Source organism: Micromonospora fulviviridis (assembly GCF_014648395.1).
In the GTDB taxonomy this organism is placed as follows: domain Bacteria; phylum Actinomycetota; class Actinomycetes; order Mycobacteriales; family Micromonosporaceae; genus Micromonospora; species Micromonospora fulviviridis.
In genome coordinates, this window is the sequence record NZ_BMRA01000008.1 from 84,964 (window position 1) to 99,396 (window position 14,433).

At 76.1% G+C, this 14,433-nt stretch carries 10 protein-coding genes; 3 read left to right on the forward strand and 7 right to left on the reverse strand.

Annotated elements, in window-relative coordinates:
- Positions 1–20: 20 nt before the first annotated feature.
- The 7 genes from IEY96_RS21515 to IEY96_RS21545 all read right to left on the reverse strand — a co-directional run bounded on the left by IEY96_RS21515 (position 21) and on the right by IEY96_RS21545 (position 10,975).
- The gene (locus IEY96_RS21515) at positions 21–2,099 is read right to left on the reverse strand and encodes a YehQ family protein (RefSeq protein ID WP_189196620.1); all 2,079 of its coding nucleotides are present in this window, start codon (positions 2,097–2,099) and stop codon (positions 21–23) included.
- 9 nt (positions 2,100–2,108) lie between these two features.
- Positions 2,109–3,221, reverse strand: coding sequence for a VWA domain-containing protein (locus IEY96_RS21520; protein ID WP_189196621.1), 1,113 nt, complete (start codon positions 3,219–3,221; stop codon positions 2,109–2,111).
- A complete protein-coding gene (locus IEY96_RS21525) occupies positions 3,218–5,512 on the reverse strand; it encodes a DUF5682 family protein (protein ID WP_189196622.1) in 2,295 nt (764 codons plus the stop codon). The genes IEY96_RS21520 and IEY96_RS21525 overlap by 4 nt, the downstream gene beginning before the upstream one ends.
- Positions 5,512–6,615, reverse strand: coding sequence for an ATP-binding protein (locus IEY96_RS21530; protein ID WP_189196623.1), 1,104 nt, complete (start codon positions 6,613–6,615; stop codon positions 5,512–5,514). The genes IEY96_RS21525 and IEY96_RS21530 overlap by 1 nt, the downstream gene beginning before the upstream one ends.
- A complete protein-coding gene (locus IEY96_RS21535) occupies positions 6,612–10,202 on the reverse strand; it encodes a DUF4132 domain-containing protein (RefSeq protein ID WP_189196624.1) in 3,591 nt (1,196 codons plus the stop codon). The genes IEY96_RS21530 and IEY96_RS21535 overlap by 4 nt, the downstream gene beginning before the upstream one ends.
- A gap of 70 nt (positions 10,203–10,272) precedes the next feature.
- Positions 10,273–10,602 (reverse strand): hypothetical protein, encoded by a 330-nt coding sequence (locus IEY96_RS21540; protein WP_189196625.1) that lies wholly within the window; start codon positions 10,600–10,602, stop codon positions 10,273–10,275.
- 142 nt (positions 10,603–10,744) lie between these two features.
- On the reverse strand, positions 10,745–10,975 hold the full coding sequence (locus IEY96_RS21545) for a hypothetical protein (RefSeq protein WP_189196809.1): 231 nt from the start codon (positions 10,973–10,975) through the stop codon (positions 10,745–10,747).
- A gap of 144 nt (positions 10,976–11,119) precedes the next feature.
- Here IEY96_RS21545 and IEY96_RS21550 point away from each other — a divergent pair, with 144 nt between their 5' ends.
- From IEY96_RS21550 to IEY96_RS21560, 3 genes are all read left to right on the forward strand, one after another.
- On the forward strand, positions 11,120–11,851 hold the full coding sequence (locus tag IEY96_RS21550) for a histidine phosphatase family protein (RefSeq protein WP_189196626.1): 732 nt from the start codon (positions 11,120–11,122) through the stop codon (positions 11,849–11,851).
- Positions 11,835–12,698, forward strand: a complete 864-nt coding sequence (locus IEY96_RS21555; RefSeq protein WP_189196627.1) for an NAD(P)H-hydrate dehydratase — start codon at positions 11,835–11,837, stop codon at positions 12,696–12,698. Before IEY96_RS21550 ends, IEY96_RS21555 begins: the two co-directional genes overlap by 17 nt.
- Positions 12,699–12,845: 147 nt before the next feature.
- Positions 12,846–14,333, forward strand: coding sequence for a S8 family peptidase (locus tag IEY96_RS21560; RefSeq protein ID WP_189196628.1), 1,488 nt, complete (start codon positions 12,846–12,848; stop codon positions 14,331–14,333).
- Positions 14,334–14,433: the final 100 nt, after the last annotated feature.

Here is a 14,433-nt window from a genome sequence, read left to right on the forward strand (position 1 = left end):
GGCCGGTCGCGGGGACCGGCTCACCGGGACTCCGCGGTCACCAGCAGCCGGATCTGCGCGTCCACCCAGGCGCGTACCGCCGCGTCGCCCGGGTCGGCGCCGAGCGCGCCGGCCAGGTCGGTCAGGGCCGCGCCGCAGCGGTCCAGGCCCACCCGGGCCAGCCCGGCGCCGGCGTCGCGCAGCCGGTCGCGGAAGCCGCCCGGCAGCTGCCGCAGACCCGTGTGCGCGGCCTGGGCGAGCAGCGACGACGCCGCCCGCAGCGCGCCCGCCACCGGATCCGGCGGGTCGGCCACCGCGCCGGCCAGCTCGCCGTCGCCCGCGCCGGCCGCCAGGTCGGGTACGACCACCGTGTCGGCGACCACCGCCAGCGCCTCGACGACCAGGCCGCCCGCGCCGCGCCGGACGGTGCCGCTGACGTACCGGGGCGTGCCGTGCGTCCCGCCGAGCGCCGCCGCGAGGGCGTCCAACGCGCCGGGAGCGACCGCGCGGTGCACCGCCGACACCTTCGCCACCCCGCCGGCCGCCCCGGTCACCGTCGCCTCCAGCCGCTGCTCGCCGGCGGCGTAGCCGATCGCGCGGACCTCGCCCAGCGCCAGCACCCGCACCGACTCGGCGGCGGTACGCGGCCGCAGCAGCCGCGGCGGACGCTCGGCCAGGGTCGCGGCGAGCGCGTCCAGGTCCCGGGCCAGCAGGGCGGGCGGCAGCTCCGCCCACGACCCGGTGCCGGGGGTGACGGCGGTACGGGCCAGCCGGCCGGCGGCGAACCGCAGCCGGTGCGCGGCGCTGCGGACCGCCGACTCCGAGACGACGTTGCCGGCGGCCAGCGCGCCGAGCGTGCTGCCGGCCACCCGCCGCCCGGCCAGGGTGTGCCCGGTGAGCGGGTCCCCCTCGGCGGCGGTGAACTCGCGGCGCAGCACCAGCACCCCGGCGGCCGCCGGGTGGGCGAGGACGACGTCGACGGCGACCTCGCCGGCCGTCTCGCGGACCCGGGCGCCCAGGCCGGTGAGCCGCAGCCGGCGCAGCGGGGTCTCCGCCGGCTCGTCCGTGCCCAGCACCCGCTGCGCCGGGGTGGCGCCCCCGTTGACCACGGCGCGCCGCCGCGCGGGCAGCTCGGCCAGCACCTCGGCCAGGGTCTCCGGCCGGTAGCGGGCGCTGCGCGCGTCGTACGCGTCGAGCTGGCCGGCCAGCTCGTCGAGGGCGAGCAGCGGCCAGCGCAGCCCGGCGGCGTCGAGGTCACGCCGGACCGCCGCCAGCCGGGCGGCCACCCCGGCCCCGGTGTGCACCGCCCCGGCCAGCAGCACCTCCCCGGCCAGGGTGACCGCGGCGTCCAGCGCCGGACGGTCCACCACGGACACCGTCCCGCCGACCCGCACCTGGGCCTCCCGGCGGTCCGGCTGCTCCCGGTCGGCCGCCCGGCACGCCCACACCGCCAGAGCCACCGCCGCCCCGTCGCCGCCCGCGGCGTCGCTGCGGGCGTACCCGATCTGGCGGGGCACCAGGAAGCGGACCGTGCCGGTGGACAGCTCCACCTGCGGCACCGGGTCCTCGGGGCCGGGCCGGCGGACCACCGCGGTGTAGCCGCCCCGCCGCCGCCGCTCGGCCACGGCGAGCGCGGGCGCGCCGACCGCCGCCGCGAGCTCCTCGTCGCTGACATCCCCCGGCGACCAGCGCCACGGCTCGTCCCCGCCGACGGCGAACGGGCCGTGTCCCGCACCGCCCGCGCCGGCGGTGTCCCGCCCGGCCTCGGCTCCGGTGGCCGGACCACCGTCCCCGGTCGGCTCGTCGGCCGGCGCGGGAGGCGGCGAGGCCGGGTCGGGGTCGTTGGCGTGCTGCCGCTGGTAGGTCAGCACGAGCGCCAGCAGGTGACGGCAGACACCCGGCGCCGCGCAGGAACAGACGCCGGTGGCCAGCGGCGCGCCGGCGGGAAGGGTGCTGGTCACCCCGTCGGGATGCGCGGCGCGCACGGCGCCGTCGTCGTCCACGGCGAGCGTGGGCGCCTCGCCACCCTCGACCGCCTTGGCGGCCCGCCTCACCAGGCCACGGTTGCTGAGCGCGGCGAGCACCTCCGGGGTGAGCGCCAGCAGGTCGGTACGGATCACGCCTCGCTCCTAACGGCCCACGTGCTCGGCCACGAACGCGGCCAGCTCACCCGGGGTCATCGCGCCGACGGCCGCGCCCACGTCGGCCAGCTTCTGCGCGGTGGCCCGGTCGTACGCCGGGTTGGCCTTTTCGTCCAGCGCAGCCAGCCCGAGCACGTGGGTGCCCTGCTCGACGAGCTGCTTCACGGCGCGCACCAGGTGCGCCTCGCTGCCGCCCTCATAGAAGTCGGTGACCAGCACGACGATCGTGCGGCGCGGGTTCTCCACCAGCTGCGCCCCGTACGCCACGGCCCGGGCGATGTCGGTGCCGCCGCCGAGCTGCACCTTCATGAGCAGCTCCACCGGGTCGTCCACGTCGCTGCTGAGGTCGACGACCTCGGTGTCGAAGGCCACCAGGTGGGTCCGGACGCCGGGCAGCCCCCACAGGCAGGCGGCGGTGACCGCGGCGTGGATCACCGAGCCGACCATCGAACCGGACTGGTCCACCAGCAGGATCACCTGCCAGCGGTCCAGGTGCCGCCGGGTCCGGGAGAAGAAGTGCGGGGTACGCACGTGCAGCCGGCGCTCGTCGGGACGCCAGTGGGCCAGGTTGGCGCGGATGGTGCGCCGCACGTCGAAGTTGCGGGCCTGCCGGAACCGGCTCGGCCGCCGCGCCCGCGCACCGGAGAACGACTGCCGCACCTCGCTGGCCATCCGCTCGACGAGCTGGCGTACCACCGCCTCGACCAGTCGGCGGGCCAGCCGCAGCACCTCCGGGTCCATCAGGTGCTTCGTGCGCAGCACCGCGCGCAGCAGCGCCGGGTTCGGCTCCACCCGGGCCAGCACCTGCGGATCGGTCACCACGTCGTGGATCTCGTACCGTTCGACCGCGTCCCGTTCCAGCCGTTCCACCGTCTCCTTCGGGAACAGCCGGGTGATGCCGTCCAGCCAGTCCACCGTGGTGAGCAGCGACGGGCCGGAGCCGCCCCGGCGCACGTCGCGCCGGCTCAGTTCCTCGTCGCGGCCGTACAGCCAGTCCAGCGCGGCGTCCCGGCCGGCCGCCGCCCCGGACAGGCCGCCCAGGCAGTCCTGCGCCGCGTCGCCGAGCACGAGCCGCCAGCGCTCCAGCATCGGATCGGTCACGCCGGTTCTCCTTCCCACAGCCCTTCGCGGGCGAGCACCGCGTCGACCCGCGCGTCCAGCGCGCGAGTCGCGGCCACCAGCACCGGGTCGACGTCCAGCCGCAGCAGGTCACGGGCCGGCCCGTCGGCGCCGCGCAGCGCCAGCACGTGCCGGGCCACCGCCTCCCGCTCGCGCGGCGGGAACCAGCCGAAGGCCTGCCGCAGCGCGGGCAGCGCGACCAGGAAGTCGTGCGCGTCCATCGCCGCGAGCAGATCGTCGAGGACGCCGAGCAGCGCCGCGTCCCCGGCGACCACCTCCTCCCGGGCCAGGGCGAACAGGCCGGAGAGCCAGTCGCCGAGGGTGCCCGGGGCGGCCACCGCCCGGACCGCCCGGCCGGCATCCGCGGTGGCGCCGAGCGACCAGCGCAGGCCGAGGGCCGCGCCGCGCAGGTCCGGCGGGGCGGCCGGGTCGGCGGCGACCCGCCCGGCCACCGCCAGCGCGGCCTCCGGGTCGAGGCCCAGCGCGGGACCGGCGTACCGGAGCGCGTCGCGGACCGCCACCAGCGCGGCCAGCCGGCCCCGGTCGGCGGGGGCGGTGGCGGCACGGACGCCCTCGACGAGCCAGAGCGCCCGGCGGACCGCCGCCGCGATCAACGCGCCGAGCGGGGCCGCGCCCGCGCTGCCGAGCAGCCCGTCGTGCCGCCACAGGCCGAGCGCCACCGCCAGGGCCCGGCCCAGCGCCCCCAGGTCGGTGACCGTGCCGGTGGCCCGGGCGATCGCGGCGAGCGCCCGCGCCGAGTGCTCACGGAGCCCGGCCAGCGCGGTGTCGAAGAGCAGCGTGGCCAGGCCGTCCACGTCGCCGCCGAGCAGCACGACGCGCTCCTCGACCACGGCGGTCACCGCGTCCAGGACGGTCGGGCCGTACCCGCCGGCCTCGATGATCCGGGCCAGCCGGTCCGGAGCCGGGCCGGACGACCACCGCTCGCTGAGCACCGCGTCGGCGCCCACCCGGGGCCCACTGTCCCGCCGGTGGCCGGGAACGTCCAGCAGCCGCAGGCGGTGCAGCAGGCGGCTGCGCGCCAGGTCGGCCGGGACGGTCAGGTCCAGCTCGACCACGTCGGCCGGGCCGACGCGGTGCCGGTCCAGCTCGGCGTCGACGTCGTGCACCAGCGGCGGCAGCGGCGTGTCCGGGTGCAGCCGGCCGACCCGGTCGCCGCTGAGCGCGGCCACCATCTCCACCACCGCCGGGTGGGTGCCGGCGGCCAGCCGGCCCCGCGACGCCCACGGCAGCGGCTGGTCGAGGGCGTCGCCGACCAGGGCGGAGACCAGGCCGTCGAGCACGTCGACCCGGCCCGGGTGGGCGTGGCCCCGCAGCCGGGCCAGCCCGCCGGCCATGGTCCGGGCGGCGATCAGGTCGGCGGTGGAGACCGGCTGCCGGCGGGCCCGCAGCCGGGCCGCCACCGACTCCGTGAGGGCCTCCGCCGCCCGCTGTGGGCCGTCCTCCCAGACCCGCTGGTAGTAGCCCGGGGAGGGCATCCCGGACTGGTAGCCGTCGAAGGCGTCCAGCCGCTTGAACGAGTACGGCACGAGATAGCTGCCGGCCACCGCGTCGGGCTCCGGCTCCGGCACCGCCGGCCAGCTCTCGTCCTCCGGTCCGGCGGCCACCAGACGCACCAGCGCCGGGCGGTGGAAACCGCCGGTGACGACCAGCACCGGCCGGCCACCGGCGCGGGCGCGGGCCGCCCGCACCCAGCGGGCCATGTACGCCTCCCGGGCCGTGTCGTCCTCGCCCGCCGCCGACTCGCCGCGCAGCACGTCGAAGTACGCGGCCAGCCGCTCGGCGAGCCCGTCGTCGGAGCCGATCTCGAAGAGGTGGTCCCAGAGCGCGTCCACGTTGTCCACCGCCAGGGTGGCGCAGAGCCGGCGCACCGCCTCGGTGTACCGCTGGTCGGCGTCGGCGTACCGGTTGGCGCGGTGGGCGAACGCCGGGTGCCAGGCGGGCAGGTCGATGAAGCGGACCTGCGCCCCGGCGGCCCGCCCGGCCGTCAACGCCACCCACTCCGGGGAGTACGCGCAGAACGGGCTCCACGACGCGTGCCGCCGGCCGGCGTCCCGGTACGCGGTGAACACCGCGATCGGCAGCTCGTGGTCGAGCAGCAGCTCGTCCAGCCGCCCGTTGAGGTCGGCCGGCCCCTCCACCAGCACGTACGCCGGGCGCAGCGCGGTCACGGTGGCCGCCACCAGCCGGGCGCAGGCCGGGCTGTGGTGACGGACCCCGAGGAAGGTGAGGCCGTCCGGCGCGTCGCCCGCCATCAGCCGGGCAGCAGGTGCCGGGCGTCGTGCAACGCCTGCCACTGCGCGCCCGAGCGCCGGGACACCTGCTGCTCCAGGTAGCGGCGCAGCCGGGCCAGGTCCTCCGCGTCGTCCTTGGCGGCGGTGCCGGCCAGGCACGCCACCACGTCGGCGGCGTCGCCGGCCGCACCGCGCAGGAACCAGCCGCGCAGCCCGACGGCGTGCGCCACCGAGACGGCCTCCGCGGTGCTCATCACCGACGACAGGCGCTCCATCGCGTCCCCGCGCTCGGTGATCCCGGTACGCAGTTCGCGGAACGTGGTGACCAGCACCTCCAGCAGGTCGCGGCGCGGCGGCACGGTCACCCCGGAGCGGCGCAGCAGCTCGCCGGCCTCCGCCTCGACCAGTTCCAGCTCGGTAGCCAGGTCGGGGATCGGGAAGACCGTCTCGAAGTTGAAGCGCCGCTTCAGCGCGGCGCTCATCTCGTTGACGCCCCGGTCCCGGGTGTTCGCGGTGGCGATCACGTTGAACCCCTCGCGGGCGAACACCATCGCGTCGCTGCCCGGCAGCTCCGGGATGGCGAGCACCCGGTCCGACAGCGGGGAGAGCAGGCAGTCCTGCACCTCCAGGGGGCAGCGGGTGATCTCCTCGAAGCGGACCACCCGCCCCTGCGCCATGCCGCGCAGCAGGGGCGCCGGCACCAGCGCCCGCGGCGACGGGCCGTCGGCCACCAGCAGGGCGTAGTTCCAGGAGTAGCGGATCTGGTCCTCGGTGGTGGCGGCACCGCCCTGGATGGTCAACGTGGAGTCGCCGCTGATCGCGGCCGCCAGCAGCTCGGACAGCAGCGACTTCGCGGTGCCCGGCTCGCCGACCAGCATCAGCCCCCGACTGGTGGCCAGCGCCACCAGGGCCCGGTCGATCAGCGACGGGTCGCCGACGAACTTGCGCCGGATCCCGGCAGCGGGATCGCCGAGGATGAACCGGCGGGCGGCCCGCAGGCTGAGCGCCCAGCCCGGCGGGCGGGGATCACTGTCGTCGGCGGCCAGCTTCGCCAGCTCGTCGGCGTAACGCACCTCGGCCGGGGGCCGCTGGGCGCGCTCGGCGGTGGGGTCGAGCGTGGTCACCGGGTCACCTCCGCCAGATCGCGCAGCACCTCGGAGACGGTGACGTCGTCCAGGTCGCCGAAGCGGACCTTGCCGTCACGGCCGTACCAGTCGCCCTCGGGACGGTCGTTGACCCAGATCGCGTTGATCTTCTGGTCGGGGAACATGTCCACCACGCCGACGGCGATGCCCGGATCGAGGTCGATCACCAGCGCGCGGCCGCCGGGCAGTTCCCGTTCCAGCCAGCCCTGCATGCCCGCGTCCTGGGGCGCGCCGCGCCGCCACCCCCGCCGTTCCAGGCTGAGCAGCCGGCCCGCCGGCACCGCGACACCCATGTGCCGGTGCAGCAGCCGCTCGTCCCGCTCGGCCTCGGTGAGCCGGTGCACCTCGCGGCCGAGCTGGGCGAAGGGCTGCAGGATCTCGTAGTCGGCGAACAGCTCCGCCCAGGCCGGCACGGCGGCGCCGAGGTGCAGCGGGTGCGCGATCGTGACGACCGCGTCGTCCGGCAGCACGTACGTCTCGTCGTCGACGTCGGCGAGGGTGCGGTCCTCGGCGACCCGGAACGCCGTGACCACCGCGCCGGAGGCGTCCAGGGTCGCCCAGACCAGCCGCCGGACGACGTGCCAGAGCAGCGGGTGCTCCAGGAAGTAGCGGCGAAAGTCAGCGGCCGCCCAGCTCCGCCCGGCCACCATGGCCGCCTCGAAGCGGCGGATCTGGTCGGCCGCGAGGGTACGGACGTCCTTCTTCAACCCGACGAACCGCTGGTACGCGGCCGGTGCGAGCGCCTGGTCGTCGCGGACGCCCGGCTTGGGCAGGTCCTTGCGGCGGGCCCCGGTACCGTCCACCACGTACGGCTTGAGCTGCTCGTCGAAGCCGACGGTGAACCGGCGCGGGCCGTAGTCGAGGGTCAGGCTGCCGTCGGCGTCCAGCCCCAGGTCGGGCACCAGGCGGTCGCCGAGCTGCTCGGAGTCCAGGCCCAGCCCGGCGGCCACCTCGGTGACCTTCTGCGCCGCCCGCTCCCGCAACCCGCGGAACTTCACCTTCTGCGAGATGCCGTACAGGTGCATCAGCGCCACGTCGGTGCCGATGGCGGCGAGCACCTCCAGGCCGGTGACCGCCCGGGCGTGCCCGCCCTCGCCGGGCCAGGCCCGGACCAGCGGGGCGAGCCGGCGGGCGGTGCCGTCGTCGCCGACCAGGCCGAGCGCCGTGAACGCCCAGCTCTCCTTCGACGGGGCGCCGGCCGCCTGCCAGCGCTCGAAGAGCGCCCAGGCGAACTCGGCCAGCGAGAGCGGATCGCACGCCTCGCGGGCGAGCTCCACCCCCGGGTAGGCCTCCCCCGGCTTGGAGAGTGCGAGCATGGTGCAGAGGTGCCGCAGCGCGTCGACGGGCAGCGCCGCCGAGCGGTCGCGCAGCAGCACCGGCGGCAGCAGCACCGGATCCAGCCACTGCGGCAGGGCCGGCATCCGGGCAGGCAGCTGCTCCAGCGGGTCGGCGTCGAGCACCGCCGTCGCCGCGACCAGGGCCTCCTCGCCGTACTCGCGGGCCGCGGCGAGGACCAGGTCCCGGTGCTCGCCGGCGACCAGGCGCAGGGCCCGCTCGGCGGCGCGCCGACGCGGCCCGGGCTCGCCGACCGCGGCCGGCAGCAGCGCCCGCGCGGCGACGGACGGGTGCCGCCGCAGCCACGCCAGGGCGGTGGACCGGACCGACTTGAGCCGGTCGAACCAGTCGGCCATCAGCTCTGCCACGTCGCCGTCGGCGACCGGCAGCAGCACCTCGCCCGCACTCTGCGGCGTCGAGCGGGCCAGGTGCAGCGCGGCCGGCACCGCGTCGAGCTCGTACCGGCCGACCAGGCGGCGCAGCCACTGGTCGGCGCACCAGCTCTCCGTCGGCCGCCACCCGGGCAGCAACGGCCGGGCCAGCTCCTCGCTGGCCCGGACGAAGAAGTGGACGCCCTCGTAGTCCCGGGCTGTCCCGGCGGCCACCCGCGTGGCGACCACCGTCAGGTCGTCACCGTGCCAGTAGCCCGACCACCCCGGCACGATCGCCGCCCAGCGCTCCCGCTCGCCCGGCTGCCAGGCCAGGGCGGTACCGCCGGGGCGGGTCAGGCCGGTCACCACCGGGGGCGCCGCCCGCCGGCGCTTCGCCAGCCAGGGCGGGCTGACCAGCACCGGTGGCAGCCGGTCCGGCCCCGCGACCGGGACGGCCGCGTCCTCACCGGTGACCCGCTCGACCCGCTCCCGCTCCGCCGGGTCGAGCCCGGGCAGCGCGACCTCGACCGCGGCCGGGTTGGTCAGCACGTGCCCGCGCAGCAGCGCGGCGGCCTCCCGACCGGCGGCGGTACGCTCGCCGGCCGCCCGGGCCAGCAGGCTTACCCCGCGCACCGGGAAGCGGCGGAGCATCTCCAGCACGCCGGCCTGCACGTACTTGCGGTCGAGGCGGGCCAGCAGCAGGGTCATCGCCTCGTCGGTGGGCAGCGCCGCCAGCAGCGACACCAGCCGCTGCTGCCCCTCGGCGGCGATGCCCTCGCGGTCGAACCACTCGACCAGCAGCGGCGCGATCGCCGGGCCGATCGCGGCGGCGCCGGTGATCACCACGGCCGGGTCGTACATGAGCGAGTAGACGGAGAGGTGACCGACCAGGGTGGCGAACCGCTCGGCGTCGTCGACCGCGCAGAGCAGCAGCTCGACCAGCAGCCAGTCGGGGCTGCGGTCCACGGCGGCCACGTCATCGGTGACCCAGTCCCGCTCGGTCGGCAGGAGGAAGGAGGTGACCACCCGCGCCGGCAGCGGCCCGGACCGGTACCCGGCCAGGGCGGTGCGGGCGGCGGCGTACTCCTCATCGGTAGCGGCGGCGAGATGGGCGCGGACCCGGCGCAGCACGTTCAGCCGGAGGTTCCGGTAGCCCCACTCGGCCTTGTCGGTGCGCGCCCGGCGCAGCCCACCGGTGCCGGCGTGGCCCGCGCCGACGGTGACGGTGGCGTGCTCGGCCAGGGCCGTCGCGGCACCGGCCGGGCCGAGTTCGGCGACCAGCAGGTCGGCGATCGCCTGCCCGTGCCGGTCGCGGTCGCGCCAGTCGACCACCGCCGCGGCGGCCACCACCAGCGCGGCCGCGCCCAGCGGGGTCGGGTCACCGGCCAGGTACCCGCGCAGCGCCGCGCTCAGCTCCGGATCCTCACCGTGCCGGGCCACCGCCTCCAACTCGGCGGCCGCCGGCGCCAGCACCTTCCGCCCGGCACGCGCCGTGTCGGCGCCCGGCAGCGTCGGACCGGTCACCCCGCCGCGGCGCGGGACCAGCAGCCGCCGCCAGCCGGCCGGCACCACGAACGTCTCCTCGTCCGGCAGCTCACCGGCGGCCGGGGCGGGCGGCCCGGCCGGCTCGGCGGTGGCCGTGGAGGCGGCCGCGGTGCCGGACTCGACGTATCCCTTGCGGAGCTTCTCGGCGACCAGCCGGTCGGCGTGCGCGGCGGCCTCGGCGGCGGTGCCGAACTCCCGGGCCTGGGTGCGCCCCTCGGCGCCGGTCCGTCCGTAGCGGACGGTCACCGTGCTGCCGGTCTGGTCCACCTCCCAGAACTTGGCCGCGTTACCGCTGACGAAGTCGAATCTGCGCACGCCGTCTCCTTGATCACCCGCAGTGTGCGGGGACCATAACCGGCCCCACCGACAGCGCAGTGGACGGACGTCACGTGATCAGCAGGACCCCGACGACGATCAGCGGCACCGAGACGAACAGGAAGATGCCGACCCCGGTGAGCACCCGTCCCCCGCCGGCGTCCTCCCGCTCCGGAGCCAGGCCGAAGGTGGACCGGGCCGGCAGCATGCCGATCCGGCTCAGGGTCAGGTCACCGGTCATCCCGATCAGCGCGCCGACCAGCATGAACGCCACACCCAGCCGGTGGACGAAGTCGCCGCCGCTGAGCGCGACCCAGATGCCCACCGCGATCCCGATCGTCACCACCGCGATCAGGAAGAGGACCAGAGCCTCCCGCAGACCCCTGATGACCGTCGCCATGCGTCGCCTCCCCGGCCACCGGGCCCACCCCGGTACGCCGGACGACATTGTGCCCGGTCGATGCCACCCCGCGCCGCCCCGACGCACCCCGGACACGCCGGAGGCCGGGTGGGCGCACACCCACCCGGCCACCGGCGTACGGTCAGCCGTTCTCCTTCTGGAACCGGTCCATGAGCATTTTCTTGCCCTGGTCGGCGGCCTTGCGGTTGTTCTCCTGGATCTTGCGGAACCAGGTGGCGAGCTCGGTGTCGCCCCGGTCCTGCGCGTCGGCGATGTACGTCTCCATCTGCCAGACGTGCTTGAGTGACATCTGCACCGCGTGGATCAGGTCGTAGTTCTTGTCCTTCACCGGGCTCATCGGCTCTCGGACCATCGTCGCCACGGCACACCTCCCCTGTGTCGGCTTCCAGTAGCCGACGGCGCATACCCGTCCAGCCGCCGTTCACGCCCGCCGGTGCACCAGGCCGCCGCCGACCCGCACGGTTACCCGCCGGACGGCCCGGGTACCGGAGGCCGCATGGCGGAACTGGCAGCGCTCTGGATCGTCCGGCACGGCGAGAGCACGGCGAACGTCGCGGCGACGGCGGCCGAGGCGTCCGGCGCCGAGCTGATCGACCTGACCCACCGGGACGCCGACGTGCCGCTGTCGCCCACCGGCGAGGAGCAGGCCCGGGCGACCGGCCGGTGGCTGGCCGGGCTGCCCGAGTCGCGGCGGCCGGACGTGGCCGTGGTGTCGCCGTACCTGCGGGCGGTGCGCACCGCCGAGCTGGCCCTCGCCGGCACCGGCGTGCCGGCCAGCCGGGACGAGCGGCTGCGCGACCGGGAGCTGGGCATCCTCGACGGGTTGACCGGCCACGGGGTCCAGCGGCAGTACCCCGACGAGGCGGCGCGCCGGGCCCGGCTCGGCAAGTTCTACTACCGGCCGCCCGGCGGCGAGTCCTGGACCGACGTGGCGCTGCGGCTGCGCGCCCTCCTCGGCGACCTGCGCCGGGACCACGCCGGCGGCCGGGTGCTGCTGTTCGGCCACGACGCGCTGGTCTTCCTGCTGCGTTACCTGGTGGAAGGGCTCACCGAGGAGGAGCTGATGGCGCTCACCCGGGAGTACGTGATCGCCAACTGCTCGGTCACCGGCTGGTCGGCCGACGCCGCCGGCCGGCTGACCCCGGACGTGTTCAACGACGTCGCCCACCTGCACCGGCAGGGGGCGCGGCCGACCAGGGAGGACGAGATCCATGCCGAGCCGGTCTGAGGTCATCACCCCAGCGCTGCTGCGGGACTGGGCGCTGCCGGTGCCGACCGGCGGCAAGGAGGCCCGCGGCACGGTGCTGGTGGTCGGCGGGGCCCGGTTCACCCCCGGCGCGGTGCTGCTCGCCGGGGTGGCCGCGCTGCGCGCCGGCGCCGGCGTGCTGCAACTGGCCGCCGCCGAGTCGACCGCCGCCGCGCTCAGCATCCAGGTGCCCGAGGCGCTGGTGGTCGGCCTGCCGGAGACCGCCGACGGCGCGGTCAAGGGCGACCCGGGCGACCTGCTCGGCGGCCTGGTCGCCGAGGCGGACGTGGTGGCGGTCGGCCCCGGCCTCAAGGACATCGACGCCACCCGGGCGCTGCTGCACGTGGTCCTCGACGCGGCCGGCCCGGAGACCTCGCTGGTGCTCGACGCGTACGCCCTCGGCGCGCTCAGCCACGAGCCGGACCTGCTGGTCGGCTCGGGGCGCAGGGTGGTGCTCACTCCCAACCTCACCGAGGCCCGGCACCTGCTCGACCGGAAGCCCGGCGACGACCTCGACACCGAGGCGGTCGAGCTGGCCCGCCGGTACGACGCCGTGGTCTCCCTCTACGGCCACATCGCCACCCCCGACGGGCGGGCCTGGCGGGAGGAGAGCGGTGACGCCGGCCTGGGCACCTCGGGCAGCGGCGACGTCCGGGCCGGGCTGCTCGCCGGGCTGCTCTCCCGGGGCGCCGAGCCCGCGCAGGCGGCCTGCTGGGCGGCGTTCGCCCACGCGGTCAGCGGGCAACGCCTGGTCCCCCGGTACGGACGGATCGGCTTCCTCGCCCGCGAGCTGCTCGACGAGATCCCCTACACGTTGGCCACCGTCTGACGGTTGTTGTTCGTCCGTTCGGGTGTGTGTAACACCACACCAGCTACCTACGCTGATCCCTCGAAGGCGAGCAGCCTGCTCGTCTTCCGCCGGCCCGCTTCCCGCCAGGGAGTGGGACCCGGCCGGATCGGCCCCCTGGGAGTCTGTGTGAAGAACCTCCGTCGCAAGACACTGGCCGCCGCGTCCGCCGCGACGCTCGGCGTCGGCCTCGCCCTCACCGGCGGGCTGGCACCGGCGGCGGCCGCCGGACCGGACACCTCGTATCTGGTCCTCGCCCCGCAGGGCGCCAACACCAGCCAGGCCGCCGCCCGCGTGGCGGCCGCCAAGGGCACCGTCGTGGCCACCTACGACCAGATCGGTGTGCTCGTCGTCCGCTCGACCAACCCGGACTTCGCCACGCAGGTGGCGGGCGCGGGCGTCGAGTCGGTCGCGTCCACCGCCGGTCTGGGCACCGCCCTCGACGAGGGCGAGACCGTCGAGGTCTCCGCGGCCGACGTCGCCAGCGCCACCGGCGACCCGACCAAGGAGCCGCTCTACGGCCAGCAGTGGGACATGAACATGATCCACCTGCCCCAGGCCCACGCGGTGACCACCGGCAGCGCGAACGTCGTCGTCGGCGTGCTGGACAGCGGCATCTCCAGCACCCACCCGGACCTGGCGACCCAGATCGCCAAGGACAAGAGCACGTCCTGCATCGGCGGTGTCACCAACACCACCGAGTCGGCGTGGAACCCGACCACCAGCGACCACGGCACCCACGTGGCCGGCACCATCGCCGCCGCCGTCAACGGCGTCGGCGTGACCGGCATCGCGCCGGGCGTCAAGGTCGCCGCCGTCAAGGTGGTCAACGACGCCGGCTACATCTTCCCGGAGGCCGCGGTCTGCGGGTTCATGTGGGCCGCCGACCACGGGATGCAGCTGACCAACAACAGCTACTTCATCGACCCGTGGGAGCTGAACTGCCGCAACGACGCGCGCCAGCGTCCGGTGTGGCAGGCCGTGCAGCGGGCCATCCGCTACTCGCAGTCCAAGGGCGTGCTCAACGTGGCGTCCGCGGGCAACTCCAACTACGACCTCGCGCACAAGATCACCGACACCGACAGCCCGAACAACGGGACGCCGGAGGTGCGTGAGAACCTCACCAACGCCTGCCTCGACCTGCCGGCCGAGGCGCCGGGCGTGGTGACCGTCTCCGCGGTCGGCCCGACCGGTACGAAGAGCTACTACTCCTCGTACGGTCAGGGCGTCATCGACGTGACGGCGCCGGGTGGCGACAGCCGGATCCGTACGCTGGGCGCCAGCCCGACCACCGCGGACCAGATCCTGTCGACGACCTTCAACACCACCACCCGGACCAACGGGTGGGGGTACAAGCAGGGCACGTCGATGTCCGGCCCGCACGCCACCGGCGTCGCGGCGCTGGCGTTGTCGGCGCACCCCGGGATGACCCCGGGCCAGCTGGCGTCGTTCCTGGAGCGCACGTCGGTCGCGCAGTCCTGCCCGGAGGGTGTCTACAACCCGGCCCCGCTGCACCCGACGGCCGGTCCGCACGCATACGACGCGACCTGCTCCGGCGGAACCCGTAACGGGTTCTACGGCGCCGGCATCGTCGACGCGTACAACGCGGTGAAGTAGCAGTAGCAGCCAGACGAGTGGGGCCCGGCGAGGTGTCGCCGGGCCCCATTCGTTTGCCCTGGTCGGGACGGGGGTAGGGGGGCGACATCAACCGACTCTA